The sequence below is a fragment of the Pseudomonas sp. PDM04 genome (genome assembly GCF_014851765.1).
Classification (GTDB): Bacteria; Pseudomonadota; Gammaproteobacteria; order Pseudomonadales; family Pseudomonadaceae; genus Aquipseudomonas.
The window spans coordinates 162,084-184,768 of sequence record NZ_JACVAI010000001.1 but is presented as its reverse complement, the minus strand read 5'-3'; the positions used below and the strand labels follow the sequence as shown (position 1 = coordinate 184,768).

The following is a 22,685-nucleotide window of genomic DNA, read 5'->3' as shown; positions in this document are numbered from 1 at the left end:
GCCACAGGAGAGGTTCGTATGAGCGACAACGTTTCCTGGCCGACCCTGGCGGTGATTCTCGCCGCCGGGCAGGGCACTCGCATGCGTTCGACGCTGCCCAAGGTCATGCACCCGGTGGGCAACCGGCCGTTGCTCGGCCATGTGCTGGCAGCGGTCGAAGACGCGGCCATCGAACATTGTGCGGTGGTGTTGGGGGCAGGCGGTCGAGTAGTGGCCGACTACCTGAAACAGACCGCACCGGCGGTGCGCACCTTTGTCCAGCAGGAGCAGTTGGGCACGGCGCACGCACTGCTGGCGGCCCGGCCAGCCTTGCAGGTCCATGAACAGGGTTGTGTATTGGTGCTGTTCGGTGATTCGCCGCTGATCAGCGCGCAGACCCTGTTGCAGTTGCGCCAGGCGCTGATCGACGGTGCCGCCGTGGCGGTCGCCGGGTTTCACACCAGGCAGCCGGGGCCCTACGGTCGCCTCCTGGTGGAGGACGGCCGCCTGCTGGCCATCCGCGAAGCCCGGGACGCGAGCCCGCAGGAGCTGCAGATCGACTTCTGCAACGGCGGTGTCATGGGGCTGCGTGCCGACACCTGCCTGTGGCTGCTGGACCGGATTGGCAAGCAGAACGCCCAGGGCGAGTATTACCTCACCGACGCGGTGGCCGTGGCCAACGACGCCGGCCTGCCAGTGATGGCGGTGGACGTGGACGAAACCGAGGTGCTCGGGGTCAACGATCGTGAGCAGTTGCATGCCGCCGAGCAGCTGTTCCAGCAACGCCGACGCCAGGCCGTCATGCAATCGGGCGTCAGCCTGGTGGCTGCGGACACGGTATTCTTCAGTGCCGATACGCGGCTGGCCGCCGATGTCTGCATCGAGCCCTGCGTGGTGTTCGGGCCTGGGGTCAGCGTGGGCAGCGGAGTACGAATCGATGCTTTCAGTCGTCTGGAAAACGTGCGGCTGGAACAACCGGAAAACGAGGTGTGTCATGGCTGATTATCAACGGCTGTACATCGGCGGCGAGTGGGTCGAACCGGTGCAGCGCGGTGTTTTCGAAACGCTGGACCCGAGCGATGAGTCGGTGCTGGCGCTGGTGGCGGCGGCCACCGCCCAGGATGTCGAGCGGGCGGTGGCCGCCGCGCGCCAGGCGTTCGACGAAGGGGACTGGCCGCGCTGGAGCGGCACGCAACGGGCGCAGGTGCTGCGGCGCATCGCTGACGGCATCCGCGCGCGTCAGGACGAACTGGCGGCCATCGAAGTGCGCGACAACGGCAAGCCGCTGCCGGAAGCGGCGTGGGACATCGCCGACACCGCCGGCTGTTTCGACTTTTATGCCGCGCTCGCCGAGGGTTCGGATCAGGCTGCCGAGCAATCCGTCAGCCTGCCCGATGAACGCTTCAACTGCTCGGTGATCAAGGAACCCGTGGGCGTGGTTGGCGCCATCATCCCGTGGAATTTCCCGATGCTGATGGCCTCATGGAAGGTCGCCCCGGCACTGGCAGCAGGCTGCACGGTGGTGTTGAAACCGTCGGAACTGACGCCGCTGACCGCCATCGAGCTGGCACGCATCGCCGATCAGGCCGGGTTGCCCGCCGGCGTGCTCAACGTGGTCAGTGGCTTGGGTGCCGATGCCGGCAAACCCCTGGCCGAACACCCGGATGTCGACAAGATCGCCTTCACCGGCAGCGTGCCCACCGGGCGCAAAATCATGCAAGCGGCAGCGGCCGAGATCAAGAACATCAGCCTGGAACTGGGGGGCAAATCGCCGTTCGTGATCTTCGCCGACAGCGACCTCGATGCAGCGGTGGAGTGGATTCTGTTCGGGATTTTCTGGAACCAGGGCCAGGTCTGTTCGGCCACTTCGCGGGTGCTGGTGGAGCGTGCGCTGTACCCGGCACTGCTGCAGCGCTTGATCGAAGCGACCGAGCAGATCCGGATCGGCCAGGGCTTCACCGAGGGGGTGAAGCTCGGGCCGCTGGTCAGCCAGGGCCAACTGGACAAGGTGCTCGAAGCCATTGCGCTGGGGCAGCAGGAAGGCGCGCACCTGGTCAGCGGCGGGGCACGTCCGGCGCACCTGGACAAAGGCTATTACCTGACCCCGGCAATTTTTGCCGATGTGCCTGAAGACAGCTCGGTGTGGCGCGAAGAGATCTTCGGCCCGGTGGTGTGCCTGCGGGCCTTCGACAGCGAAGCCGAAGCGATTCGCCTGGCCAACGACTCGCCGTTCGGCTTGGCTGCTGCCGTCATGTCGCGGGATATCTCTCGCTGCGAACGGGTCGCCCGCCGTTTTCGCGCCGGGATCGTCTGGGTCAACTGCTCGCAACCGACCTTTGTCGAAGCGCCCTGGGGCGGTTACAAGCAAAGCGGCATTGGCCGTGAGCTGGGCGAGTGGGGTTACAACAACTACCTCGAGACCAAGCAGATCACCCGCTATGACGGCGAGGCTTGGGGGTGGTATCTGGGGTGAGGCTTGTGGGGTCCAGGGTGTTGACACTCCGCGTTCCCCCTACAGGAGTGAGCTTGCTCGCTGCTGGGGGAACGGGTTTTCAGACTATTTCAGGTACCAACCCCAGGGTTGGTCACTGACGTACTCGGTCACCTGCTTGACCTCCAGGTAATTGTGCAGCCCCCATTGGCCGAGTTCCCGGCCAATGCCGCTGTGTTTCATGCCGCCCCAGGGCGCCTCGACGAAGGTCGGTTGCGAGCAGTTGACCCAGACGATCCCGGCGCGCAGCTGATTGGCGACACGGGCACTGCGTTGCAGATCGGCACTCATCACCGCTGCGGCGAGGCCGAAACGGCTGGCGTTGGCCATTTGCAGCGCTTGCTCCTCGGTCTTGAAACGCTTGACGCACAGCACCGGGCCGAACACTTCTTCGCGCCAGAGGATGCTGCTGTGCCCGGGTTCGTCGAAGATCGCCGGCTCCAAGAAATAACCTTCCGGCAGATGCGCCGGGCGTTGGCCACCGGTCAGCAGGCGTGCACCGCTGGCGAGGCCCTGATCGATGTAGCCCAGGACCTTGTCGTACTGGCCCTGGCTGACCAGCGGGCCGAGCAACACCCCGGGCTGCAGTCCCGGGCCGATGCTGATCCGGCGGGTTTCCTCGACCAGCCGTTCGATCAGGCGCGGGGCGATGTTTTCCTGTACCAGCAGACGCGAGGTGGCGCTGCACACCTGGCCCTGGTTCCAGAAAATCCCGAACAGAATCCACTCCACGGCCGCCTCGACATCGGCGTCGTCGAACACGATGAACGCCGACTTGCCACCCAGTTCCAGGCTGATGTTCTTGATGTCGCGGGCCGCCGCCGACATGATTTTTGCTCCGGTGGGCACGCTGCCGGTGAAGGCCAGTTTGTCCACGCCGGGGTGCTCGGTCAGCGGTCCGCCGGCATCGGCACCCAGGCCGCTGACCACGTTCAGGACCCCGGCCGGCAGGCCGATGCGGTCAGCGGCCGCCGCCAGTTCCAGCGCCGTGAGGGGCGTCAGCTCCGAGGGTTTCAACACCAGCGTTGCCCCGGCAGCCAGCGCCGGGGCGACTTTCCAGGCCGCCATCAACAGCGGGTAGTTCCAGGGAATAATCTGTCCGGCCACGCCAATCGGTTCATGGCGGATGCGGCAGCGAAAACGCGGGTCCGGCAACGCCAGCGGCTGGTCCTGCTGCTGATCCAGCTCGCGGGCCAACCCGGCGTAGTAGCGAAAGCAGCCGATCGCATCGCCAACGTCCCACTGCGCTTCGGGCAAGGGTTTGCCGTTGTCGCGCACTTCCAGCTCGGCCAGCGCCTGCTGAGTGTTTTCCAGTTCATCGGCCAGCGCCTCCAGCCACTGCGCACGCTCGGCCCCGGTGGTCTGGCTCCAGCCGTTGTCGAAGGCACGCCGGGCGGCGCGTACCGCGTGATCGACATCCTCCTCGGTGCCCGCCGCTACCCGATGGAAAGCCTGGCCGGTGGCCGGGTCGATCACGTCCAGGTAACCGCCCAGGTCCGGGCTGACCCACTCGCCGTTGATGTAAAGCTGATCACGCATGGTGAGACTCCTGGACGCCGGTACGGCGGTTTTGCAGGTGACGGGAAGTGAACAGCAGCGCCAGCGACGCGCAGATGATGACGGTCGATACCGCGTTGATCTCCGGGGTCACGCCGCGGCGGATCGAAGAAAAGATGTAGATCGGCAAGGTCGTCTCGGAGCCGGCGACAAAAAACGCGATGATGAAATCGTCGAAACTGAAGGTGAACGCCAGCAGGAACCCGGCCATGATCGCCGGACTGATCTGCGGCAGGGTCACGCGCCAGAACGTTTGCATCGGCGGTGCGTAAAGGTCGGCCGAGGCTTCCAGCAGCGCCTTGTCCAGTGAGTCGACGCGGCTGCGCACGATCACCATCACCAGCGCCATGGTGAACAGCGAGTGCGCGGCGATCACGGTGAAGAACCCCATGTTCAGGCGCGGCACGTCCGGTATCCAGCTCGCCAGCAAGGGGTTGATCAGGTCGAACAGGCTGATGAAGGCAATCAGCGTCGAGATGCCGATGACAATGCCCGGAACGATGATCGCGCAGTAGGTCAGGGCGTCGAACAGCAGGCGCACTTTGGGATGGGCGCGTTGCAAGCCGAACACCGCCAGGGTGCCGAACAGCGTGGCGATCAGCGCCGAGGTGAAGGCGATGAACGCGCTGTTGCCCAGCGCTTCCATGATGAACGGGTTGCCGAAGGCGCGGCCGAACCATTGCGTCGAGCAACATTCGAACGCCAGGCCACTGCGCCCGGCGTTGAAGCTGAACAGCACGATCAGCGCGATGGGCGCATAGAGAAACAGGTACAGCGAAGTCGAATAGCTGCGCAGCCACATGTCACACGCCTCCGTCGGCAGGGCGGCCGCCGTAGCGCGCCACCAGTTTCAGGTACACCCCGATGATCAGCAGCATCATCGCCACCAGTGTCATCGCCAACGCACTGCCGAACGGCCAGTTGCGCGATTGCAGGAACAGGTCGACCAGTGCGTTGCCGACGAAGAACACCTTGCCGCCGCCGAGAATCGCCGGGATCAGGAATTCACCCATCAGCAGGATGAACACCAGCATGACCCCGGTGATGATCCCCGGCGCGGACAGCGGCAGGGTGATCCGCCGGAAGCTTTCGAAGGCGCTGGCACCCAGGTCGGCGGAGGCTTCGAGCAGGCGCTTGTCGAGTTTTTCCAGGCTGACGTAAATCGGGAACACCATCAGCGGCAAGTAGCCATAGACGATGCCGATCAGCACCGCCCAGGGGGTGTTGATCAACCGCACATCCTCGAGGCCCAGGCTGGCGAGCATGGCCGGGATGCCCTTGCCACTGAGGATGAAGATCCAGGCATAGGTGCGGATCAGGAAACTGGTCCAGAACGGCACGATCACCAGCGTCAGCAACAGCGAACGATTGCGGGTGACCTTGACCGCCAGGAAGTACGCCAGCGGGTAGGCCGCCAGCAGGCACACCAGGGTGCCCAGCGGCGCGAGCATCAGCGTGTTGCTGAAGGCCGCGCCGCGGGAGCCGAGGTTCAGGTAGTTGGCCAGGGTAAAGCCACCGGCATAGCCGCCCACGGCGCTGCGCTCGCCGAAGCTGAACACCAGGATGATCACCAGCGGCATCAACAACAGCAGCAGGAACCACAGGGTCGACGGCAACAGCATCAGCAGGGTGATCCGTCGGCCGAGGCTGCGCCGCTGGCGCGCCTCGACTGACAGGGCACTGGCCGGCTGCACCGTTTGCGGGTGGGCGGCAGCATTCATGGGTGACTCCTCGTTGGCCATGGTCGGGGCTCAGGCGGACTTGAAGCGCGCCATCAGTTCGGCGCGTGCCGGGCTGGTCAGCGTCGCCGCTGCACCGAACTCCAGCGGGCTCAAGGCCTCGGCGGCCGGGTACATGATCGGGTCGTCGAGCATGGCGGCGGGCAGCAGGGCATCGACGCGCTTGTCGCCGCTCGGGTAGCCGTGACTCAGCACTTCAAGCTTGTTGTGCTGCGGGTCGAGCAGGTAATTGATGAACGCATAGGCGGCATCCTTGTGCTCCGAGCTTTTGGGGATGGCGAAGAAGTCACTCCACAGTTCGCCACCTTCCTTGCCCAGCTCGAACTGCATTTGCGCGTTGTCGCGGTGCAACTGCGAGGCGTCGCCGGTCCAGGACATCGCCAGCCAGGCATCGCCGCTGCGCATCGACGGCTGAATGTCGGAGTTGATCGCGAACAGGTGCGGCTTGACTTCGATCAGCAGTTTTTCCGCGTCGGCCAGTTCTTTCGGGTCCAGGGAATTGAAGCTGTAGCCGAAGCTTTTCAGGGCGTTACCGATGGCGGTCAACTGATAGTCGTGAACCATGGTGCGGCCACTGGCCGGGCCTTGCGCAGCGGCCCAGAATTCTTTCCAGCTGGTGGGGCCGTTCTTCAATTTTCCGGTGTCGTAGAGCATGCCGGTGGTGCCCCAGTTTTTCGGCACCGCATACACCTTGCCGTCCACCGTGCCTTGCGCCATGAATTTCTGCTGAAACGCCGAGGCGTCGAAATTGGGAATGCGCGACAGGTCCAGCGGTTCGATCAGGCCCAGGCCGACGTAGGTGCTGATGGTGTAGTTGGTCGGCACCAGCACATCCCAGCCGCTGCCACCGGCCTGCAACTTGGCGAGCATTTCCTCGTTGGAGCCGAACACGCTCATCGAGACCCGCGCACCCGTGGTCTTGCCAAAGGCGTCGAGGTTGTCCTGGCTGTGGTAATTGGGCCAGGTCGCCAGCGACAGGCGATCTCCCAGCTTGGCCTGCTCGGCCGCCTGGGCGGTGGACGTCAGCAGGCCCGGCATGTTCGTGGCGACCACCGCCGCGGCAATCCCCAGGCCGGTGCGCCCAAGAAAATCGCGGCGGCTGATCGAGCCGTTCTGCCAGCTGCGCAGGTTTTTGATAAACGTCTTCTGGTCCATAGCACGCTCCACATCCGGTTGATGAATCGTTGAATTACAACGCCATGGCCAGGCCGTTGGCGTGATCCCAGCCGACGCTCACTGCCGCGCCGTGTTCGAATGCATTGGCGCCCTGATCCTGCTGGCGCGGCACCCGTACGCAGACCACGCCGAAAGCCTGGGTGCGTACGCGGTATTCGGTGGTATTGCCGAGGTAGATCCGGTCTTCCACGCAGCCTTGCAGTTTCACTTCACGGGCCAGCTCGGCGTGGGCGCCGGCGATGCTGATCAGTTCCGGGCGCACGGCGATGCAGCCGGCGGTGTCGGCGCTCAGGGCCTGGCCGGTGGGCGTCAGCGGGCTGGTCAGTTCCAGTCCCTGCTCGGTGCGCAGTACCACGCAGTTGCCGTGCAGGTGACGCACCGTGCCATTGAACAGATTGGATTCGCCGATGAAGTCGGCGACGTAGCGGCTGGCCGGTGCTTCGTAGAGTTGTTCCGGGGTGGCGGTCTGGATGATCGAGCCGCTGTGCATCACGCTGATGCTGTCGCTCATCGACAGGGCTTCTTCCTGATCGTGGGTGACCAGCACGAAGGTGATGCCGACTTCCCGTTGCAGGCGCAGCAGTTCCGATTGCATCTCCTTGCGCAGCTTGCGGTCGAGTGCGGCCAGCGGTTCATCCAGCAACAGCACGGTGGGTTTGTTCACCAGCGCCCGGGCGAGGGCGACACGCTGTTGTTGGCCACCGGAGAGTTCGCTCGGCTTGCGTTGGCCGAAACCGCTCAGGCGCACCATTTCCAGGGCCTCGTCGGCCATGCGCAGTTGGGCTTTGCGGTCTGGGCGCGGGGTGCGATAACGCAGGCCGTAGGCAATGTTCTGCGCCACCGTCAGGTGCGGGAACAGCGCGTAATGCTGGAACACCATGTTCACCGGACGCTCGTAGGCCGGCACACCGGCGACGCATTGGCCCGCCAGGCGCACTTCGCCGCTGCTGGGTTGTTCGAAGCCGGCGATCATGCGCAAGGTGGTGGTCTTGCCGCAGCCCGACCCGCCGAGGAAGGAGTGAAATGCGCCACGGCGCACGGAGAAGTTCAAGCCGCTGACGGCGGTCACCTCGCCATAGCGTTTGACCACATTGCAGAATTCGATATCACTTGGCGAATTGTCGTTCACGAGGCCGGCTCCCTTGCAGTGATGAATCAGTGCGACGGGGCCAAACTAGCAACGGCGGTTTTGCGCTGTATATATCCCTTGGGGGATAGAGTCGTTTTCAGGCGTCAGGCGTCGACGACCAACTCCTGTCCGGTCAGGTCGCGGATGAACAGACCGAGCAATTCGGATTGGCTGCCGATGCCCAGCTTGGCGTAGATGTTCTTGCGATGAATCTTCACCGTGCCGGGGCTGATGTTCAATTGCTCGGCCACCGATGCGCTGGAGTGACCGCGCAGCAACAGCTGGACGATTTCCTGCTCGCGGCCGGTCAGGATGTGCGCGCCGAACTGATCGAAGGCTTCGCGGATCTTGAAGTCCAGGTCCTGCGCCGAACGCGGTTGCTGGGCCTGACGCAAGCGCCAGGCTTCGTTGACCACCTGTTCGACCACGCCTTGTGCGCACTCGATCAACTGCATCTCGTCGCGGCTGAAGGCGCAACTGGCCGACGAGCGCATCAACGACAGCACCGCCATGGCGCCGCCCCCCAGTTCGACGAAAAACGCCACTTCTTCCGCCAGACCGGTTTGCTGGTAATAGGTCAGGTAATACTCGCCGAGGTAGAAGTGGTCCGGCGCAAACTGGCGCAGGCGCCACAGGCCCGGCGCCTGTCCGCGGGTACAGGCCAGGTAGAACGGATCGAGCAGATACGGCCCGCACTGGTAGTCATCGACGTACACCGCGCGCTTGTCGGCGGCAAAGGTATCGAACAGCGCCAGGGGCCGGTGGTTGCCCTCGTAGACGAACAGCACGAAATGATCGACCGGGCACACCTGGCGCAGCCAATGACTCAAGCCCGCCAGGCGTGCATGCCCCGCTTGCAGGTCGAGCAAGTGGGCGACACCGGTGGTCCAGAGTTTGAGTTCCTTAGGGCGCATGGCGGCTTCAGGCAGCAGGGGAATGCGTTGCGATGCACAAACTACGCCATGGCGGCTGGCGCCTTGCAGGGCGGGGCGAGCGACGATGCGTCGTAAAAAAGACGCACCGTTAGGGGGCTGTTTGTTACCGAGAGCTACAGCGTCAGTATCATCCTCGAGGCATTGGGGGCGTCGCCATCAGAGCGCGTAGCCCGCCGTCAGCGCAATCGGAGTGTCCTGGGCTCCCACGATCAAATGGAAGGGCACCTGCACTTGCTCATCGACGGAATTGACCTCGAAGCCACCAACCACCATGGATTGGCGCTCACACATTTCAGTCGACTCTCCGGCCATTTTTTTCGCCATTTTCGCGTGATTCGCTGCGATTTCACTGAGAGTTGACACGTTGCATCTCCGAAAAACTGATCCAGCCTGGCGCTGGTGGTGGTGAGTATAGATGATGGCCGGCGCGTCAGGATTTCGTCACTGCGCGGCGACTACGCCAGCGTTTGCAATCCGTGAGCCAGCGGGGGTGGAAGAAAGGGCGCGTCGGGGCCTGGGCGACGAGTGGTGAGCGGCAGTTGGAACGCTCCACGGGAAACCCTCGCGCAGGGCAATTCTTCTGCATGACCGAGCAAGCTGTTCGCTCCGTCGCTTCCACAGGGCAGGTCTGCCAAGTTATCCAGCGCCCTCAACGGTACTTGATCACAATCCCCTTGAGCTTGCGGCCCTGGATGGTTTCAACGTCGCGACTCCACAATCCCCCGCGGACAAACGCGCCCGTGGTTTGAATATGGTCGTAGACCACCACCACTGCATCGCCGCCGAGCTTGGCGGACTCCTCACGCAGTTTTTGTTCGACTTCGGTGATCGGTGGCGCTGGTTCGGTGCTGGCGTCGATCAACACCTCACCGAGACGAACGTGCGGGCGCAACGGTTCGGTGCGCAGTACTTGCACCTCGCTGGCCAGGGTTGGCGCCGGGTGTTCGACGCCAACGTAGGCGGTGGTGTGCGCATCGACCGTGGCGCAACCGTGGAGGACGAGGAGGGAGGCGGCCAGCCCTGCTGCCAGCAGGGACAGTTTCAACCGGGGAGACCAGGGCAACATGGGGGTTACTCCGAAAAATCCAGCGTTGATCGGGTAGCCCATTGACGATAGCAGAGGGTGCGCCAAGCTGCGGGAGCGCTCGCTCCGGCCTGCGTTCCGACAATGGTCGTCAGCGATGACGCTGGAAACCTGACACGCCTCAGTGTTCCCAGGTTCATCGCGAGCAAGCTCGCTCCTGCAGGGGAACCGTTTACCGATCCTTCTCGCAATTGACCATCCAAGACACGCCAAACCGGTCCACCAGCATGCCGAAGCGCGCCGCCCAGAAGGTCGCTTCCAGGGGCATCTGCACGCTGCCGTCCTCGGCCAGTGCATTGAACACGCGATCCGCCTCGGCAATGCTGTCGACGTTCAGTGATACCGAGCACCCGGCCATGTCATCGGTGGGGCGGTCGGGGGTGGTGTCCGACCCCATGATCGCCTGGTCGCCCACCGACAGGCGGGTGTGGATGATCAGGTTGTGCAGGTCAGCCGGGAAGTGTTCGCGGGCCGGGCTCTCGCCGAAGGTCATCATCATGTCGAGCTGGCCTTGCAGGGCTTGGGCGTAGAAGGTGAACGCGGCTTTGCAGTCGCCGTTGAAGATGAGGTAGGGATTGATTTTCATGGCAGGCTCCCGAAAAGGAAGGCGGCAGAAGGAGGACGCGGTGCGCGTCCGGCTCTGCGGTGGATGGGCTCCAATAGCAAAGCGTTAGAGGGGACCACATGCAAAAATCTTTTAGATGTTTTGTCTATTGAATCGGCACGGCTTATGGCGTTGCGCCTGAGATGTCAGGCTGCCGCGCGCGGTAGTGCAGGCCGCAGCAGCCGTTCGATGGCGCCGCCGATGAGGTTTTCCAGCAGGTCGTCGCGCGCTTGTTCGTCCAGCGCGTGCTGCGCCAGCCAGCAGGGGGCGCTGTTGAGCAGGTTGGCAATCGCGTGCCCGGTGGCCAGACGTGCCGGTTCGCTGAGGCGCAAGCGGCTGCCAAGCATCTGCAGCAAGGTGCCTTCGTATTGTTCGCGCAATTGCCGGACCCGCGCCTGCTGCTCGTCGTTCAGGCAGCCGCTGTCGCGCTCCACCAGGCGAAAATGCCAGGGCATTTCGTGATGCAGGTTCAGGTGTGCGCGGATCAGGTTGTGCAGCTTGTCGCGTTTCGCACCGGCCTTGTGATCGATGCGCCCGAGGGCCGCCAACAACTCTTCGTAGAATTCCTCGATCAGATCGAGCAACAAATGCTGTTTGCTCGGGTAATGGTGATACAGCGAGCCCGGGGACAGTCCCAGGCACGTGGCCAGTTCGCGCATGCCGACCTGACCGAACCCCTTGCTGGCGAACAGCTCCAGCACTTTGTCCCGGTACTCGGCGAACCGTGAGCAACGCTCAGGCATAGGCATGGAAGCCACGCCCCGTCTTGCGCCCCAGGTAGCCGGCGGCAACCATTTCCTTGAGCAGTGGCGCAGGACGGTATTTGCTGTCGTTGAAACCCTCGTAGAAGGCTTCGAGAATCGCCAGCACCGTGTCCAGACCGATCAGGTCCGCGAGGGCCAGTGGACCGATGGGCTGGTTGCAACCCAGGCGCATGCCGGCGTCGATGTCGTCAGCGCTGGCCAGGCCTTCCTGGAACACCAGTATCGCTTCGTTGATCATCGGCACCAGGATCCGGTTGACCACGAACCCCGGACGGTTGCCGGCAGTGATCGCGGTTTTGCCCAGGGTGGTCGCCATCTCCAGGGCCAGGGCGTGCGTGGCGTCGCTGGTTTGCAGGCCGCGGATCACTTCGATCAGGCCCATCACCGGCACCGGGTTGAAGAAGTGCAGGCCGATGAACCGTTGTGGCTGGCTGACGCTGGCGGCGAGTTGGGTGATGGACAGCGACGAGGTGTTGGAGGCGATCACGCACTCGGCACTGACCTGCGCGGCGATCTGTTGCAACACGCGCAGTTTCAGGTCGAGGTTTTCCGTGGCGGCTTCGATCACCAGTTGCACGTTGTGCAAACTGCTGTAATCGGTGCTGGTGCGGATGTTGTCGAGGGTGGCAAGCTTCTGCGCGGTCGTCAGGGTTTCCTTGGCCACCTGGCGATCGAGGTTCTTGCCGATGGTCGCCAGGGCCTTTTGCAGGGCGCTGTCGGCGATATCGATCAGGGTCACATTGAAGCCGGCCTGGGCGCAGACCTGCGCGATGCCGTTGCCCATGGTGCCGGCGCCGATCACGCCAATGTTTTGCAGATTCATGTTGCCGTCCTTCCGATCAGACCCTGCGATACCTTCGCCGCCGCAACGGTGGAAGGCGTAAGATTGCCGCGAGTCTAGAACCGGTGCGACGGTTGGCCTATGCCGAAACTGTTCAAGGGTGCTGGTGTTTTTTGCCATTCGGCTGATTGGGGAGCGAAGCGTTCAGATGCGGGAAAAGGACTCGGTGGCCGCCTACTTCGTGCAGGCGATGATCCATGGGCTGGGTAACGATCCGCGACGCCTCGCGGCGGCGCTGGATCAGGCCGGCATCGACCCGTCGTTGCTCGAACAACCCGCGGCGCGGGTGCCAGCCAGTGCGTTTGCGGCGCTGTGGCTGATTCAGATCCGCGAGCTCAACGACGAGTTCTTCCGGCTCGATTCCCACGGCATGCCCGCGGGCAGCTTTGCGTTGATCTGCCGCGCCCTGATCCAGGAACCCGACTTGCATAAAGCCATGCGCCAGTGCCTGGGCAATTTCGCCCTGTTCCTCAGCGACTACCGCGGCACGCTGACGGTGCGTGGCAAGCGTGCGGTCATCAGCCTGGAAACCCGTGCGCCAGCGGATATCGCACGGTTTGGCGAAGAAACGTTCCTGGTGCTGATGATCAGCCTGATGTGCTGGCTGGGCGGGCGGCGCATCCCCATCGACCGTGCGGATTTTCGTCATGAGCGCCTGTCCTTGAGCGACGACCGCCTGCTCTGGGGGCCCAACCTGACCTTCGGCACCGAGCGCACCGAAATCGAATTCGCCAGCCACTACCTGCGCTTGCCCGTGGTCCAGGATCTGGCGTCGCTCAAAGTGTTCCTGCGCACGGCTCCGCAATGGCTGGTGATTCGTTTCCGCAACCAGCATGGCCTGGCGTCGCAGGTGCACCAACGCTTGCGCAACAGCCATTACAGCCAATGGCCGACCCTGCAGGCCTTTGCTCTGGAACAACACCTGAGCCCCAGCACCTTTCGCCGCAGGCTGGAGCGTGAAGGCTGTTCTTACCAGGAGATCAAGGACGAGGTCCGCCGCGCCGTGGCGTTCGAGCAGTTGCGCGAGAGCCGGGCCAGCATCGGTCACATCGCCGAGCAACTGGGTTTCCAGGAACCGAGTGCGTTTCATCGGGCGTTCAAGAAATGGACGGGCGAGAGTCCAGGCAAATATCGGGCGAAATTTCAGGCGTGAACGTCGGACGCCGTTTGAGTTTTTGTGCGGCTGATCTTCGTCCTTTGTAAGAAAAAACTTCGGCCTGTAGTCCTGACATTTCTTGTGACGACCTTGCTTTGTCCGTGGGTGACACAGGCCTTCGGGGTGCTGTATTTATTGGCTCCGAGTCGATTTTTTCAATGGAATGAAAACGGCATGGATGGCTTGGTCAAGGAAGTGATTCCGCTGCTTCAGTATTTGATCCCGGGTTTTCTGGCAGCCTGGATTTTCTATTCGCTGACGGCGTTCAAACGGCCGGACACCTTCGGGCAGATTGTCCAGGCGTTGATATTTACGTTTTTGATTCAGTCGCTGGTGGTTGGGCTGGGCGCGTTGCTTCTCGTGATTGGCGAGGGTTTCTTTTCCGTGGGTGTGTGGGACAGGAAATCAGAGGCATAGCTGTCGGCAGTGATTGCGGTGTTGCTAGGCTTTTTATCCTGTTACATCGCGAGCAGTGACAAGCTGCATCGCGCACTCAGAAGAGTGAACATAACCCGGCAGACCTCCTTTCCCAGCCAGTGGTACAGTGCTTTCTCGACCAGACCAAGATTTGTCGTACTGCATTTACTGGACAACAGGCGCTTGTATGGCTGGCCGATCGAATGGCCGGCCGAGCCGACAAGGGGGCAGTTTGTGATTGAGGATCCCAGTTGGCTCGACGGCGAGGGGCAGGAGTTTCAAATAGGCGCAGAGGCTATTGTTATTGATGTCTCGAACGTTCAATGGGTTGAATTTTCACAGCAGAATGGTGAACAGCATGACGAGCAGGGCTCCTCAGGAAATGCCTCCTTGTTACAAATCAACGGTTGATAGCAGCGGCAGGCCGGGTGTGTCCCGGCGACCCAAGCCCCCCTTGGGTCCACCGGCTGTAAAAAGAAACGCTGATCGTTCGTTCCGGCGCGATAGTTAGGGATGCCCGCTGCCCTCAACCGAATCACAACGTTGCTCGACCAGTCCAGACGCGCGCTGCTGCTGGTCTGGGGCACCTCTCGCGGATTGTTCCTTGGTCTGGTGTTGGCCACCCTGGTCGCCGGTGTGCTTCCGGCGCTGGCGGCCTGGCTTGGCCAACGCATTGTCGATGCCGTGGTCTTTGCCATGCAGTTGCACGCGCAGCAGGGCAGTGCGCCGCTGTGGCCGGTGGTGCGTTATGTGCTGTTCGAGGCGGGCGTGCTCGCGTTGCTGTCCGGGACCCAGCGGGCGTTGTCGGTCCAGCAATCGCTACTGCGGGTGCAGTTGGGGCAGAAGGTCAACACGATGATCCTGCAGAAGGCGCAGACGTTGTCGCTGGTGCAGTTCGAGAATTCCGAGTTCTACGACAAGCTGGTTCGCGTGCGGCGCGAAGCCTCGACCCGTCCGTTGGCGTTGGTGATGAAGTCGCTGGGGCTGATCCAGAACCTGATCGTGTTGATCAGTTTCGGTGTGTTGCTGGTGCATTTTTCGCCGTGGGCACTGGTGTTGCTGGTGGTCGGCGCGCTGCCGGTGTTTTTCGCCGAAGCGCACTTTTCCGGCGACGCCTTCAGGTTGTTCACCCGCCGTGCCCCGGAGAGCCGACAGCAGAATTACATCGAGACGCTGCTCTCCCATGAGGCCTACATCAAGGAGGTCAAGCTGTTTGGTTTTGCGCCGCTGTTGTTGAAGCGCTACCGCGAGACATTCACGCGTCTTTACGCCGAAGACCGGCGGTTGACCCTGCGCCGCGATGGCTGGGGTTTTGTCCTGGGTCTGCTCGGCACGGCGGCGTTTTATCTGGCGTACGCCTGGGTGGTGGTCGACACCGTCCACGGCAATATCACCCTCGGCCAGATGACCATGTACCTGGTGCTGTTCAAGCAGGGCCAGGCGGCGGTGAGCAGCAGCTTGAGCGCCATCAGCGGCCTCTACGAGGATGGTTTGTACCTGTCGAGCCTTTATGAATACCTGGCGGAACCGGTTGTGGCGGACACCGGGCATCTCACCGTGGGCGCCTTGCCGGGTGATGGCTTGCGCTTTGAACAGGTTGGTTTCCGTTATCCGGGAGCAAGCCAGGCAGCGCTGGAGGGGATCGACCTGCACCTTGTTCCGGGGCGCAGCGTGGCGCTGGTGGGGGAGAACGGGTCCGGCAAGACCACACTGATCAAGTTGCTGACCCGCCTGTATCGCCCTGATCAGGGCCGTATCCTGCTGGATGGCAGCGATTTGCAGGCATGGGAGGAAGAGGCGTTGCGCCGGCGCATCGGGGTGATTTTCCAGGATTACATCCGTTACCAGTTCACCGTGGGCGAGAACATCGGCGTCGGCGACACCCTGGCTTTCAACGATGAGCAGCGCTGGCAGGCGGCCGCCGCCGAAGGCATGGCCGCGCCGTTCATCGAGCGACTGGACCGAGGGTATGCCACGCAACTGGGGCGGTGGTTTGCCGGGGGGCAGGAACTGTCCGGTGGGCAATGGCAGAAAATCGCTCTGTCCCGCGCCTACATGCGTCGCGACGCCGATATCCTGATTCTCGATGAGCCGACGTCAGCCCTCGACCCGGCGGCGGAAGCGGCAGTGTTCGAGCATTTCAGCGAGCACACGACGGAGCGCATGACGCTGCTGATTTCCCACCGGTTTTCCAGCGTGCGCAACGCCGATCACATCATCGTGCTCGACCAGGGCGTCATTCTTGAACGTGGCGATCACGACAGTCTGGTGGCTGCGGGCGGGCGTTATGCGCAGTTGTTCAATCTGCAGGCGCAAGGTTATCGCTAGCTGTCAGGCATCCGGGCATTGCGGGTCAGTGCCGGTCCGGCCATCTGTGCCGGTCTGGTCTTAATCAGGTTTTCAATGGCCTGCCGGTACTGGCTGCCGCCCAGGCTCATGCTGTTGTTGTGGGTGCCGCCAGGCACCAGCAGCAACTTTTTCGGTTCATTGGCGGCGTTGAACAATTGTTCGCTGAAGCGCGAAGGCATGAAGGCGTCGGCCAGGCCATGGACCACCAACAGCGGCATGTCGATGTCGACGATCTTGTCGATGGAATCGAATTTCTGCGACAGCAGCCAGCGCACCGGCAGCCATTTTACCGGCAGGTTGCTTTCGGCCACTTGCGCCACGGCATCGCCCAGTGAGGTGAAGGTCGATTCGATCACCAGCCCTCGCACCGGAACGGCGACCTGGTCTTTTTTCGCCTGAGCGGCGAGGTCGGCCGCCAGGTCGATGGCCACGGCGCCACCCAGGGAATGGCCATAGATCAGGCGCTTGTTCGCATCCGGTTGCAGCGCCTGGAAGCGTTCCCAGGCCGCACGCGCATCTTCGTACACGCTGGCCTCCGATGGCAGGTCGCCCTTGCTCTGGCCAAAGCCACGGTAGTCGATGGCCAGCACCGAATAGCCCATGGCGCGCAATTGCTCGATGCGAAATGCCTGGCCGGTCAGGTTCCAGCGCACCCCATGCAGGTACAGGATCGACGGCGCATCCCGACGTGCGGCGGGCCACCACCAGGCATGCAGGTTTTGTCCGCCCTTGAAACGGTCGGATTGGATGTCGAATTCCTGGACGTCCCTGGGCAAACCGCGATACCAGCCAGCGGTGCCCGGTTCGATGCGGAACAGCAACTGACGCTCGGTACGCTCCAGTACCCCGCAACTCACCGGCAGGCCGACCACCAGCAAGGTCATGCACAGCAGCGCCAGCCAGCGGCGACGCAAGGTGGAGAGCAGGGGAGAGGGCATGGGCGGGTCTACCGGTTGAACACTGAAAGTCGGGTTTTAACAGAAGCGCGGGGGTGGCGGGAACAATTTCGACGGTTGTTCACTGTCTTTCCCCCGTCACACCTCAGCTCCCACAACGACCGCGTCCCTGCAGCGACAATCGTCAAGCCACCTGCAACACAATCTTGCCGATATGATCCCCGGCCTCCATCCGCGCATGCGCCTGTGCTGCCTCGGCCAGCGGATAGACTTTGTCGATCATCGGCAGGCAGCGCCCGGCCGTGAGCACCGGCCAGACGTATTCGCGCAGTTGCTCGGCGATCGAGGCTTTCTCCGCGTCGGTACGCGGGCGCATCAGCGAGCCGGTGATGGTTGCGCGTTTGCTCATGATCCCCAGCAGGTCGACGTCGTTGGCGCGGCCACCCCCCAGGAAACCCAGCATCACCAGGCGACCTTCCATGCCCAGCGCGGCGATGTTCTGATTCAGGTACGAACCGCCCATGATGTCGAGGATCACATTGACGCCCCTGCCGGCGGTGTTGTCCTGGATGACCCGGACGAAATCCTGGTCGCGGTAGTTGATCGCTTCGGCGCCAAGCTTGCGCACAGCCGCGCATTTTTCTTCGCTGCCCGCCGTGGCGAAAGCCTTGATGCCGAACTCGCGGCACAGCATCAGGGCGGTGGTGCCGATGCCGCTGGTGCCGCCATGGATCAACGCGCGTTGGCCCTTGCTGGCGCCGCCCATGTCGAACAGGTTGGCCCATACCGTGAAGAAGGTTTCCGGAACGGCCGCGGCCTGCACCCAATCCATGCCCTCGGGGATGGGGAGCGTCTGGCCGGCCGGGGTGACGCAGTATTGGGCGTAGCCACCGCCGTTGGTCAGGGCACAGACCTTGTCCCCGACGATGAATTCACTGACCCCCTTGCCGAGCGCCACCACCTCACCGGCCACTTCCAGGCCGGGGATCGGGTTCATGCCGGGCTTGAGTGGATACTGGCCGGCCCGCTGAAGGGCATCGGGACGATTGACCCCGGCGGCGTGCACGCGGATCAGCACTTCGCCTTCACCCGGGGTGGGTATCGGGACCTGGCGCGGCTTTAACACCTCGGGGCCGCCGGGTTCAGTGATTTCTATCAGGGTCATGCTGGAGGGCAGATTCATCGGAGCATCCTGTCTGGAAGGTGTCATTGGCTGGGACCACGTCAAGGCCTCAGTGATTCAGTTCAACGCCGGCTGCGGCCGATCGCGACGCGTGACCAGGCGCATGCCCTGTTCCAGCAGCAATGCCACGATGATCGCTGCGGCGGCAATGACGAACAGCCGTTCGTGGCGACCGCCGCTGGCATTGAACAAGGCTGAATAGGCAAACCCGGCAAGCGCCTGGAAGGTGGCAAAGGACACGGTAGCGCGACTCCAGGCGATTTGTTGCTGGTGATGCTGCGGAATCAGTTCATGCACCCGGGCCAGCGCCAGCGGCACAATGCCGGGCGGGAACGAGCCAATGATCACCGCCAGCAGCGCCAGGGCGGTGAATGAGCTGGAGATGGACAGCAAACCGACCGCGAGGGCCTGTACCACCAGCACCAGGCGAATGCTCGGGCGTGCTCCCAGTTTGTCCGCGAGAAAGCCGTAGATCACCGGCCCGACAATCGCGCCGAGGCCGTACATCACCCAGATCAACGCGCCAACGTGCGGCCCGGCACCCAGGCCGCGAGCGACGTAATCGACCAGGAACACCATGGCCGGCACCAGCCCGGCTGCCATGAAGGCGTATTGGGCAAACAACAGATAGACCTGTGGGTCGGTGGGCGTTTTGCCTGCGTCGGCCGATGGCGCGAGCGTTGCGGCGTGCTGAGCAGATGGCCAGCCGAACCAGCTGGCGGCTGTCAGCAGCAGTGACAGCAGGCCGAGGCCGAGCCAGGTGTTCTGCAAGCCAAGGCTCAGCAACGGCGGAACGATCGTTCCCGACCCGGCAATACCCAGGCCGATGCCCAGGAAGATCGCGCCGCTGGCCCGGCCACGACGTGAAGCGGGCACCTGCGGCAGTATTGCGCCGGCGACCAGCACCATGATCGCGCCACCGGCGACGCCCGACAACAGGCGCCAGCCGAAGAACCAGCTCACCGACAATGGAAAGCCACAGGCGAAAAACGCCAGCGTGACGGCCAGCATCATCAGCCGCAGCGCCGTTTTGTTGGAAGTGCGACGGGCCAGCGGATGACCGATCAAGGCACCGATCAGATAGCCGACCAGATTGGCCGCGCCGAGGTAGACCACGTCGCTCGCGGAAAACCACTGCGCCTGAATCAGCGAGGGGATCAACGGCGTGTAGGCGAACCGGGCCAGGCCAATGCTGACCAGGCTGGCACAGAGGCCGGCGAAAATAGGCAGCCAGACCGCGTTGCGGGTTGGAACGGTGGGAGTGAGCATGGGAGCCGTCCTGTGGATTTTTCTCTGGTGCCCAGCTTATCCAGTTTTATTGATGCAATAGTGCAGCGATTTTGCGCTATGGTGATGTGTAAATGCATCATTGGAGAAGCTTATGAATTGGGATGACGCGCGGGTCTTTCTCGCGGTTTGCCGGGAATCGACCCTGCGCGGCGCCGCGCGGGTGCTGGGGGTCGATCAGGCCACCGTCGGACGGCGGGTTTCGGCGCTGGAAAAGACCCTGGAGGCGACGCTGTTTCTGCGCACCTCCGAGGGGTACGCGTTGACCGCCGTCGGTGAGGCGGCATTGCTGGCCGTGGAGAAAATGGAGCATTCGGCGCTGGAGTTGCAGCGGCGTATTCAAGGCCTGGATGATCGTTTGACCGGCACCGTGCGCGTCACCACCACCGATTCCATGGCCATCGATTTCCTGATCCCGGCGATTGCCCGTTTGCACGAGCGGCACCCCGATGTGCGGGTGCAACTGGACGCGTCGACGCAATTGCTCAGCCTGTCGAAACGCGAGGCCGACATCGCTGTGCGCAACACCCGCCCGGACAACCCCGACCTGATCGCCCGGCGCATCGCCCGGTGGCCGGTCGGCTTGTTTGCCTCGCAGGATTATGTGAATGCCCACGGTGTACCGGCGCCGGGTTCGGCGTTCGAGGGGCATGATCTGGTGGTGTATCAGCCGTACCTGCAGGGCAACAAGGAGCTGACCCTGGTCTCGGAGCCAGTGGGGCGTGGGCGTATCGTGTCGAGCCTGAGTTCAGGCCTGCTGGTGCGTCGAGCCATTGCCGCCGGGATCGGGCTGGGGGAAATTCCGGTGTACATGGGCGAGAGGGACGGACTGGTCAGGCTGTGGCCGGAGCGCACGCGACCGTTGCCCTATGACGTCTGGCTGGTGACCCACGCCGACCTGCGGCACACCGCCAGGGTGCGCGCAGTGATCGATGAAATTGTCGAAGGGTTCGCGTGATCGTTGACGTCCATCGCGAGCAGGCTCGCTCCCACCAAGAAATGACCCATTTCTGCTGGAGCGAACAGTCTCGCTCCAACAGCGGGGGATGGATCAAGGCATTTCCGGCAGCTCTTGTGGGCGCAGGTCGAATACCAGGACCTCGGCATCGACGCCATTGCTCAGGTTCAGCAACTGCTCGTTGCGAACCCGTACGCCGTCGCCTTCCTGCAACAGCAGGCCGTTGAGTTCGACGCTGCCACGGGCCACGTGCACGTAGGCATATCGGTCAGCGGCCAGCTCCAGGGCGGCGCTTTCCTTGCCGTCGAACAGGCCGGCGTAGACCCGGGCATCCTGGCGCACTTTCAGCGAGCCGTTTTTCCCTTCGGGGGAGATGATCAACTGCAGGCGTCCGCGTTTTTTCCCGGCGCTGAAGTGCTCTTGCTGGTAGCGCGGCTTGGCACCACTGACGTCCGGCACGATCCAGATTTGCAGGAAGTGCACGCCTTGGGTTGCCGAGTGGTTGAACTCGCTGTGGGCCACGCCGCTGCCGGCACTCATCAATTGCACATCGCCCGGGCGGATCACCGAACCGGTGCCCAGGGTGTCCTTGTGTTCCAGGGCGCCTTCGAGCACATAGGAGAAAATCTCCATGTCGCGGTGCGGGTGCTGGCCAAAGCCTTTGCCGGCTGCCACACGGTCATCGTTGATCACCAACAGGTCGGAAAAACCCTGCTCCTTGGGATTGCGGTAGTTGGCGAAGGAGAAGGTGTGGAACGACTTCAACCAGCCATGATTGGCCATGCCACGATCAGAAGCTTTACGAAGGGTCAGCATGATGAATTCTCCTCTGGGGGACGTTGATTCGTCCGAGTGAGGAGAAGGTTAATGTTTATCCGTTGGTGCAATAAGTAGATGAAAATTGAAATACTGTCTCCTTTGGGTTGACAGTAACGGGCGAGCGACGCTGGTTACGGAGCTGGGCCATAATGGTCTGCATGTCCCAGACCCGCCACAAGGACGCGGTGTCTGGTGAATTGATCCTTTTTTTTTGAATTCAGTGATGTGTACCCATGAAAACTGTGGCAATGGTGCTGTTTCCCGACTTTCTCCTGCTCGACATGGCGGGGCCCATGGAAGTGTTTTCCATCGCCAATCGCTACCTCAAGCCCGAGCACCATTATGCGTTGTCGACCATCGGCACGGTGCCGGGCGCGCTGCGGGCGTCCAATGGCGTGAGCGTGCAGGCCGACCTGCACATCGATCAGGCCTGTGACGGATACGACCTGTTGCTGGTGCCCGGCGGCCCCGGTGCCTACAACGAAAAACATCCGCCGTTGCTCGATTGGCTCAAGCACAACGTCAGTCGGTCCGAGGTCTATGGCTCGATTTGCACTGGGGCCTTTGTGCTGGGGCATGCCGGTCTGCTCGACGGTTATCGGGTCACCACCCACTGGCATTACACCGAACGGCTGATCAAGGGCTTCCCGAAGGCCACGGTAGAGACCGATCAGATTTACGTGCAGGACCGCAACCTCATCACCTCCGGCGGCGTCACGGCCGGCATCGACCTCGCACTCGCGGTGGTGGCCGAGGACCATGGCAAGAAAGTCGCCCAGGATGTGGCCAAGGTGTTGCTGGTGGTGATGAAGCGCCAGGGCGGACAGGCGCAGTTCAGTCCGTTGATGGCCACAGTCGCCCCCCATGAAACACCGGTGACCCGGGTGCAGAACTACATGCTCGAACACCTCGACGAAGCGTTCAGCATCGAGCGCCTGGCGGGCCTGGCCAACATGAGCCCGCGTCATTTCGCCAGGGTGTTTGCCCGGGAAGTGAACATGACCCCGATGGAGTTCCTGCAAAGTGCGCGCATCGACTGCGCGAGGAACCTGCTGGAGACCAGCGACCTGCCGCTCAAGACCGTGGCCTTCAAAAGCGGTTTCGGCAGTGTCCGGCACATGCGGTTTCTGTTCGGCGAAAAGCTTGGGCTGACGCCGGCCCAGTACCGCGAGCAGTTCAGCTAGTGCCGACATGTCCGTCTTGCGCACCGTCATGGCCGTGACGCTCCCCCTTTGACAGTTGTTACGTCACGTAGGACTGCCAAGATACCGGTGAACCTACATAGGAGGAGGTGCGCAAGCCCTGCATGTCATTGAGCCAT

The 22,685-nt window shown here is 62.8% G+C and carries 21 protein-coding genes and 1 pseudogene; 7 read left to right on the top strand and 15 right to left on the bottom strand.

Going from position 1 to position 22,685, the window contains the following annotated elements; translation table 11 throughout:
- Positions 1-18 precede the first annotated feature (18 nt).
- Both IB249_RS00875 and IB249_RS00870 read left to right on the top strand, forming a co-directional pair.
- A complete protein-coding gene (locus IB249_RS00875) occupies positions 19-981 on the top strand; it encodes an NTP transferase domain-containing protein (RefSeq protein WP_225606787.1) in 963 nt (320 codons plus the stop codon).
- Positions 974-2,452: an aldehyde dehydrogenase family protein gene (locus IB249_RS00870; RefSeq protein ID WP_192301655.1), complete on the top strand. Its 1,479-nt coding sequence runs from the start codon at positions 974-976 to the stop codon at positions 2,450-2,452. The genes IB249_RS00875 and IB249_RS00870 overlap by 8 nt, the downstream gene beginning before the upstream one ends.
- An 84-nt stretch (positions 2,453-2,536) precedes the next feature.
- On the opposite strand, the gene IB249_RS00865 is transcribed toward IB249_RS00870, so the two are convergent.
- The 11 genes from IB249_RS00865 to IB249_RS00815 form a co-directional block, all read right to left on the bottom strand.
- Positions 2,537-4,009, bottom strand: a complete 1,473-nt coding sequence (locus tag IB249_RS00865) for an aldehyde dehydrogenase family protein (RefSeq protein ID WP_192301654.1) — start codon at positions 4,007-4,009, stop codon at positions 2,537-2,539.
- A complete protein-coding gene (locus tag IB249_RS00860) occupies positions 4,002-4,829 on the bottom strand; it encodes an ABC transporter permease (RefSeq protein WP_192301653.1) in 828 nt (275 codons plus the stop codon). The genes IB249_RS00865 and IB249_RS00860 overlap by 8 nt, the downstream gene beginning before the upstream one ends.
- Before the next feature lies 1 nt (position 4,830).
- Complete coding sequence (locus IB249_RS00855) at positions 4,831-5,748, bottom strand: ABC transporter permease (RefSeq protein WP_192301652.1); 918 nt, start codon at positions 5,746-5,748, stop codon at positions 4,831-4,833.
- Between the two features lie 30 nt (positions 5,749-5,778).
- Positions 5,779-6,921, bottom strand: coding sequence for an ABC transporter substrate-binding protein (locus IB249_RS00850; protein WP_192301651.1), 1,143 nt, complete (start codon positions 6,919-6,921; stop codon positions 5,779-5,781).
- Between the two features lie 34 nt (positions 6,922-6,955).
- Positions 6,956-8,071, bottom strand: coding sequence for an ABC transporter ATP-binding protein (locus IB249_RS00845; RefSeq protein WP_192301650.1), 1,116 nt, complete (start codon positions 8,069-8,071; stop codon positions 6,956-6,958).
- Between the two features lie 104 nt (positions 8,072-8,175).
- Entirely contained in the window at positions 8,176-8,985 is an 810-nt protein-coding gene (locus IB249_RS00840; RefSeq protein WP_192301649.1) for a response regulator transcription factor, read from the bottom strand.
- Between the two features lie 177 nt (positions 8,986-9,162).
- Positions 9,163-9,369, bottom strand: a complete 207-nt coding sequence (locus IB249_RS00835) for a hypothetical protein (protein WP_192301648.1) — start codon at positions 9,367-9,369, stop codon at positions 9,163-9,165.
- 286 nt (positions 9,370-9,655) lie between these two features.
- Positions 9,656-10,072 carry a hypothetical protein gene (locus IB249_RS00830; RefSeq protein ID WP_192301647.1) on the bottom strand — a complete coding sequence of 139 codons (417 nt, stop codon included), beginning with the start codon at positions 10,070-10,072 and terminating at the stop codon, positions 9,656-9,658.
- Between the two features lie 190 nt (positions 10,073-10,262).
- On the bottom strand, positions 10,263-10,676 hold the full coding sequence (locus tag IB249_RS00825; protein WP_192301646.1) for a VOC family protein: 414 nt from the start codon (positions 10,674-10,676) through the stop codon (positions 10,263-10,265).
- A gap of 164 nt (positions 10,677-10,840) precedes the next feature.
- Positions 10,841-11,443, bottom strand: a complete 603-nt coding sequence (locus tag IB249_RS00820; RefSeq protein WP_192301645.1) for a TetR/AcrR family transcriptional regulator — start codon at positions 11,441-11,443, stop codon at positions 10,841-10,843.
- Positions 11,430-12,281, bottom strand: coding sequence for a 3-hydroxybutyryl-CoA dehydrogenase (locus tag IB249_RS00815; protein WP_192301644.1), 852 nt, complete (start codon positions 12,279-12,281; stop codon positions 11,430-11,432). Before IB249_RS00815 ends, IB249_RS00820 begins: the two co-directional genes overlap by 14 nt.
- Positions 12,282-12,447: 166 nt before the next feature.
- Between IB249_RS00815 and IB249_RS00810 the strand changes: the two genes are divergently transcribed.
- The 3 genes and pseudogenes from IB249_RS00810 (at position 12,448) to IB249_RS00800 (ending at position 16,200) form a co-directional block, all read left to right on the top strand.
- Complete coding sequence (locus IB249_RS00810) at positions 12,448-13,452, top strand: AraC family transcriptional regulator (RefSeq protein WP_192301643.1); 1,005 nt, start codon at positions 12,448-12,450, stop codon at positions 13,450-13,452.
- A 177-nt stretch (positions 13,453-13,629) separates the two neighbouring features.
- Positions 13,630-14,283, top strand: a pseudogene (locus IB249_RS00805) (DUF6338 family protein).
- Positions 14,284-14,385: 102 nt separating this feature from the next.
- Complete coding sequence (locus IB249_RS00800) at positions 14,386-16,200, top strand: ABC transporter ATP-binding protein (protein ID WP_192301642.1); 1,815 nt, start codon at positions 14,386-14,388, stop codon at positions 16,198-16,200.
- Here IB249_RS00800 and IB249_RS00795 read toward each other — a convergent pair.
- The 3 genes from IB249_RS00795 to IB249_RS00785 all read right to left on the bottom strand — a co-directional run bounded on the left by IB249_RS00795 (position 16,197) and on the right by IB249_RS00785 (position 19,569).
- The gene (locus IB249_RS00795; protein ID WP_192301641.1) at positions 16,197-17,159 is read right to left on the bottom strand and encodes an alpha/beta hydrolase; all 963 of its coding nucleotides are present in this window, start codon (positions 17,157-17,159) and stop codon (positions 16,197-16,199) included. The two genes, IB249_RS00800 and IB249_RS00795, sit on opposite strands and share 4 nt — an antisense overlap.
- Before the next feature lie 142 nt (positions 17,160-17,301).
- Positions 17,302-18,300 (bottom strand): NAD(P)H-quinone oxidoreductase, encoded by a 999-nt coding sequence (locus IB249_RS00790; RefSeq protein WP_192301640.1) that lies wholly within the window; start codon positions 18,298-18,300, stop codon positions 17,302-17,304.
- A 57-nt stretch (positions 18,301-18,357) separates the two neighbouring features.
- The gene (locus IB249_RS00785) at positions 18,358-19,569 is read right to left on the bottom strand and encodes a YbfB/YjiJ family MFS transporter (protein ID WP_192301639.1); all 1,212 of its coding nucleotides are present in this window, start codon (positions 19,567-19,569) and stop codon (positions 18,358-18,360) included.
- Between the two features lie 112 nt (positions 19,570-19,681).
- On the opposite strand from IB249_RS00785, the gene IB249_RS00780 reads away from it, so the two are divergent.
- The gene (locus IB249_RS00780) at positions 19,682-20,545 is read left to right on the top strand and encodes a LysR family transcriptional regulator (protein WP_192301638.1); all 864 of its coding nucleotides are present in this window, start codon (positions 19,682-19,684) and stop codon (positions 20,543-20,545) included.
- A 93-nt stretch (positions 20,546-20,638) separates the two neighbouring features.
- Here the strand turns inward: IB249_RS00780 and IB249_RS00775 are convergent, their stop codons facing one another.
- Positions 20,639-21,361, bottom strand: a complete 723-nt coding sequence (locus IB249_RS00775) for a pirin family protein (RefSeq protein WP_192301637.1) — start codon at positions 21,359-21,361, stop codon at positions 20,639-20,641.
- Between the two features lie 236 nt (positions 21,362-21,597).
- On the opposite strand from IB249_RS00775, the gene IB249_RS00770 reads away from it, so the two are divergent.
- Positions 21,598-22,548, top strand: coding sequence for a GlxA family transcriptional regulator (locus IB249_RS00770; protein WP_192301636.1), 951 nt, complete (start codon positions 21,598-21,600; stop codon positions 22,546-22,548).
- The last annotated feature ends 137 nt before the right edge of the window (positions 22,549-22,685 follow it).

Excerpts from the sequence above, each read along its gene's own strand:
- IB249_RS00830 (WP_192301647.1), bottom strand. The coding sequence starts at position 10,072 with ATGTTGCCCTGGTCTCCCCGGTTGAAACTGTCCCTGCTGGCAGCAGGG.
- IB249_RS00865 (WP_192301654.1), bottom strand. The coding sequence starts at position 4,009 with ATGCGTGATCAGCTTTACATCAACGGCGAGTGGGTCAGCCCGGACCTG.
- IB249_RS00850 (WP_192301651.1), bottom strand. The coding sequence starts at position 6,921 with ATGGACCAGAAGACGTTTATCAAAAACCTGCGCAGCTGGCAGAACGGC.
- IB249_RS00790 (WP_192301640.1), bottom strand. The coding sequence starts at position 18,300 with ATGAATCTGCCCTCCAGCATGACCCTGATAGAAATCACTGAACCCGGC.
- IB249_RS00800 (WP_192301642.1), top strand. The coding sequence starts at position 14,386 with ATGCCCGCTGCCCTCAACCGAATCACAACGTTGCTCGACCAGTCCAGA.
- IB249_RS00795 (WP_192301641.1), bottom strand. The coding sequence starts at position 17,159 with ATGCCCTCTCCCCTGCTCTCCACCTTGCGTCGCCGCTGGCTGGCGCTG.
- IB249_RS00875 (WP_225606787.1), top strand. The coding sequence starts at position 19 with ATGAGCGACAACGTTTCCTGGCCGACCCTGGCGGTGATTCTCGCCGCC.
- IB249_RS00770 (WP_192301636.1), top strand. The coding sequence starts at position 21,598 with ATGAAAACTGTGGCAATGGTGCTGTTTCCCGACTTTCTCCTGCTCGAC.
- IB249_RS00775 (WP_192301637.1), bottom strand. The coding sequence starts at position 21,361 with ATGCTGACCCTTCGTAAAGCTTCTGATCGTGGCATGGCCAATCATGGC.
- IB249_RS00785 (WP_192301639.1), bottom strand. The coding sequence starts at position 19,569 with ATGCTCACTCCCACCGTTCCAACCCGCAACGCGGTCTGGCTGCCTATT.
- IB249_RS00840 (WP_192301649.1), bottom strand. The coding sequence starts at position 8,985 with ATGCGCCCTAAGGAACTCAAACTCTGGACCACCGGTGTCGCCCACTTG.
- IB249_RS00870 (WP_192301655.1), top strand. The coding sequence starts at position 974 with ATGGCTGATTATCAACGGCTGTACATCGGCGGCGAGTGGGTCGAACCG.
- IB249_RS00810 (WP_192301643.1), top strand. The coding sequence starts at position 12,448 with ATGCGGGAAAAGGACTCGGTGGCCGCCTACTTCGTGCAGGCGATGATC.
- IB249_RS00825 (WP_192301646.1), bottom strand. The coding sequence starts at position 10,676 with ATGAAAATCAATCCCTACCTCATCTTCAACGGCGACTGCAAAGCCGCG.
- IB249_RS00855 (WP_192301652.1), bottom strand. The coding sequence starts at position 5,748 with ATGAATGCTGCCGCCCACCCGCAAACGGTGCAGCCGGCCAGTGCCCTG.
- IB249_RS00780 (WP_192301638.1), top strand. The coding sequence starts at position 19,682 with ATGAATTGGGATGACGCGCGGGTCTTTCTCGCGGTTTGCCGGGAATCG.
- IB249_RS00860 (WP_192301653.1), bottom strand. The coding sequence starts at position 4,829 with ATGTGGCTGCGCAGCTATTCGACTTCGCTGTACCTGTTTCTCTATGCG.
- IB249_RS00820 (WP_192301645.1), bottom strand. The coding sequence starts at position 11,443 with ATGCCTATGCCTGAGCGTTGCTCACGGTTCGCCGAGTACCGGGACAAA.
- IB249_RS00815 (WP_192301644.1), bottom strand. The coding sequence starts at position 12,281 with ATGAATCTGCAAAACATTGGCGTGATCGGCGCCGGCACCATGGGCAAC.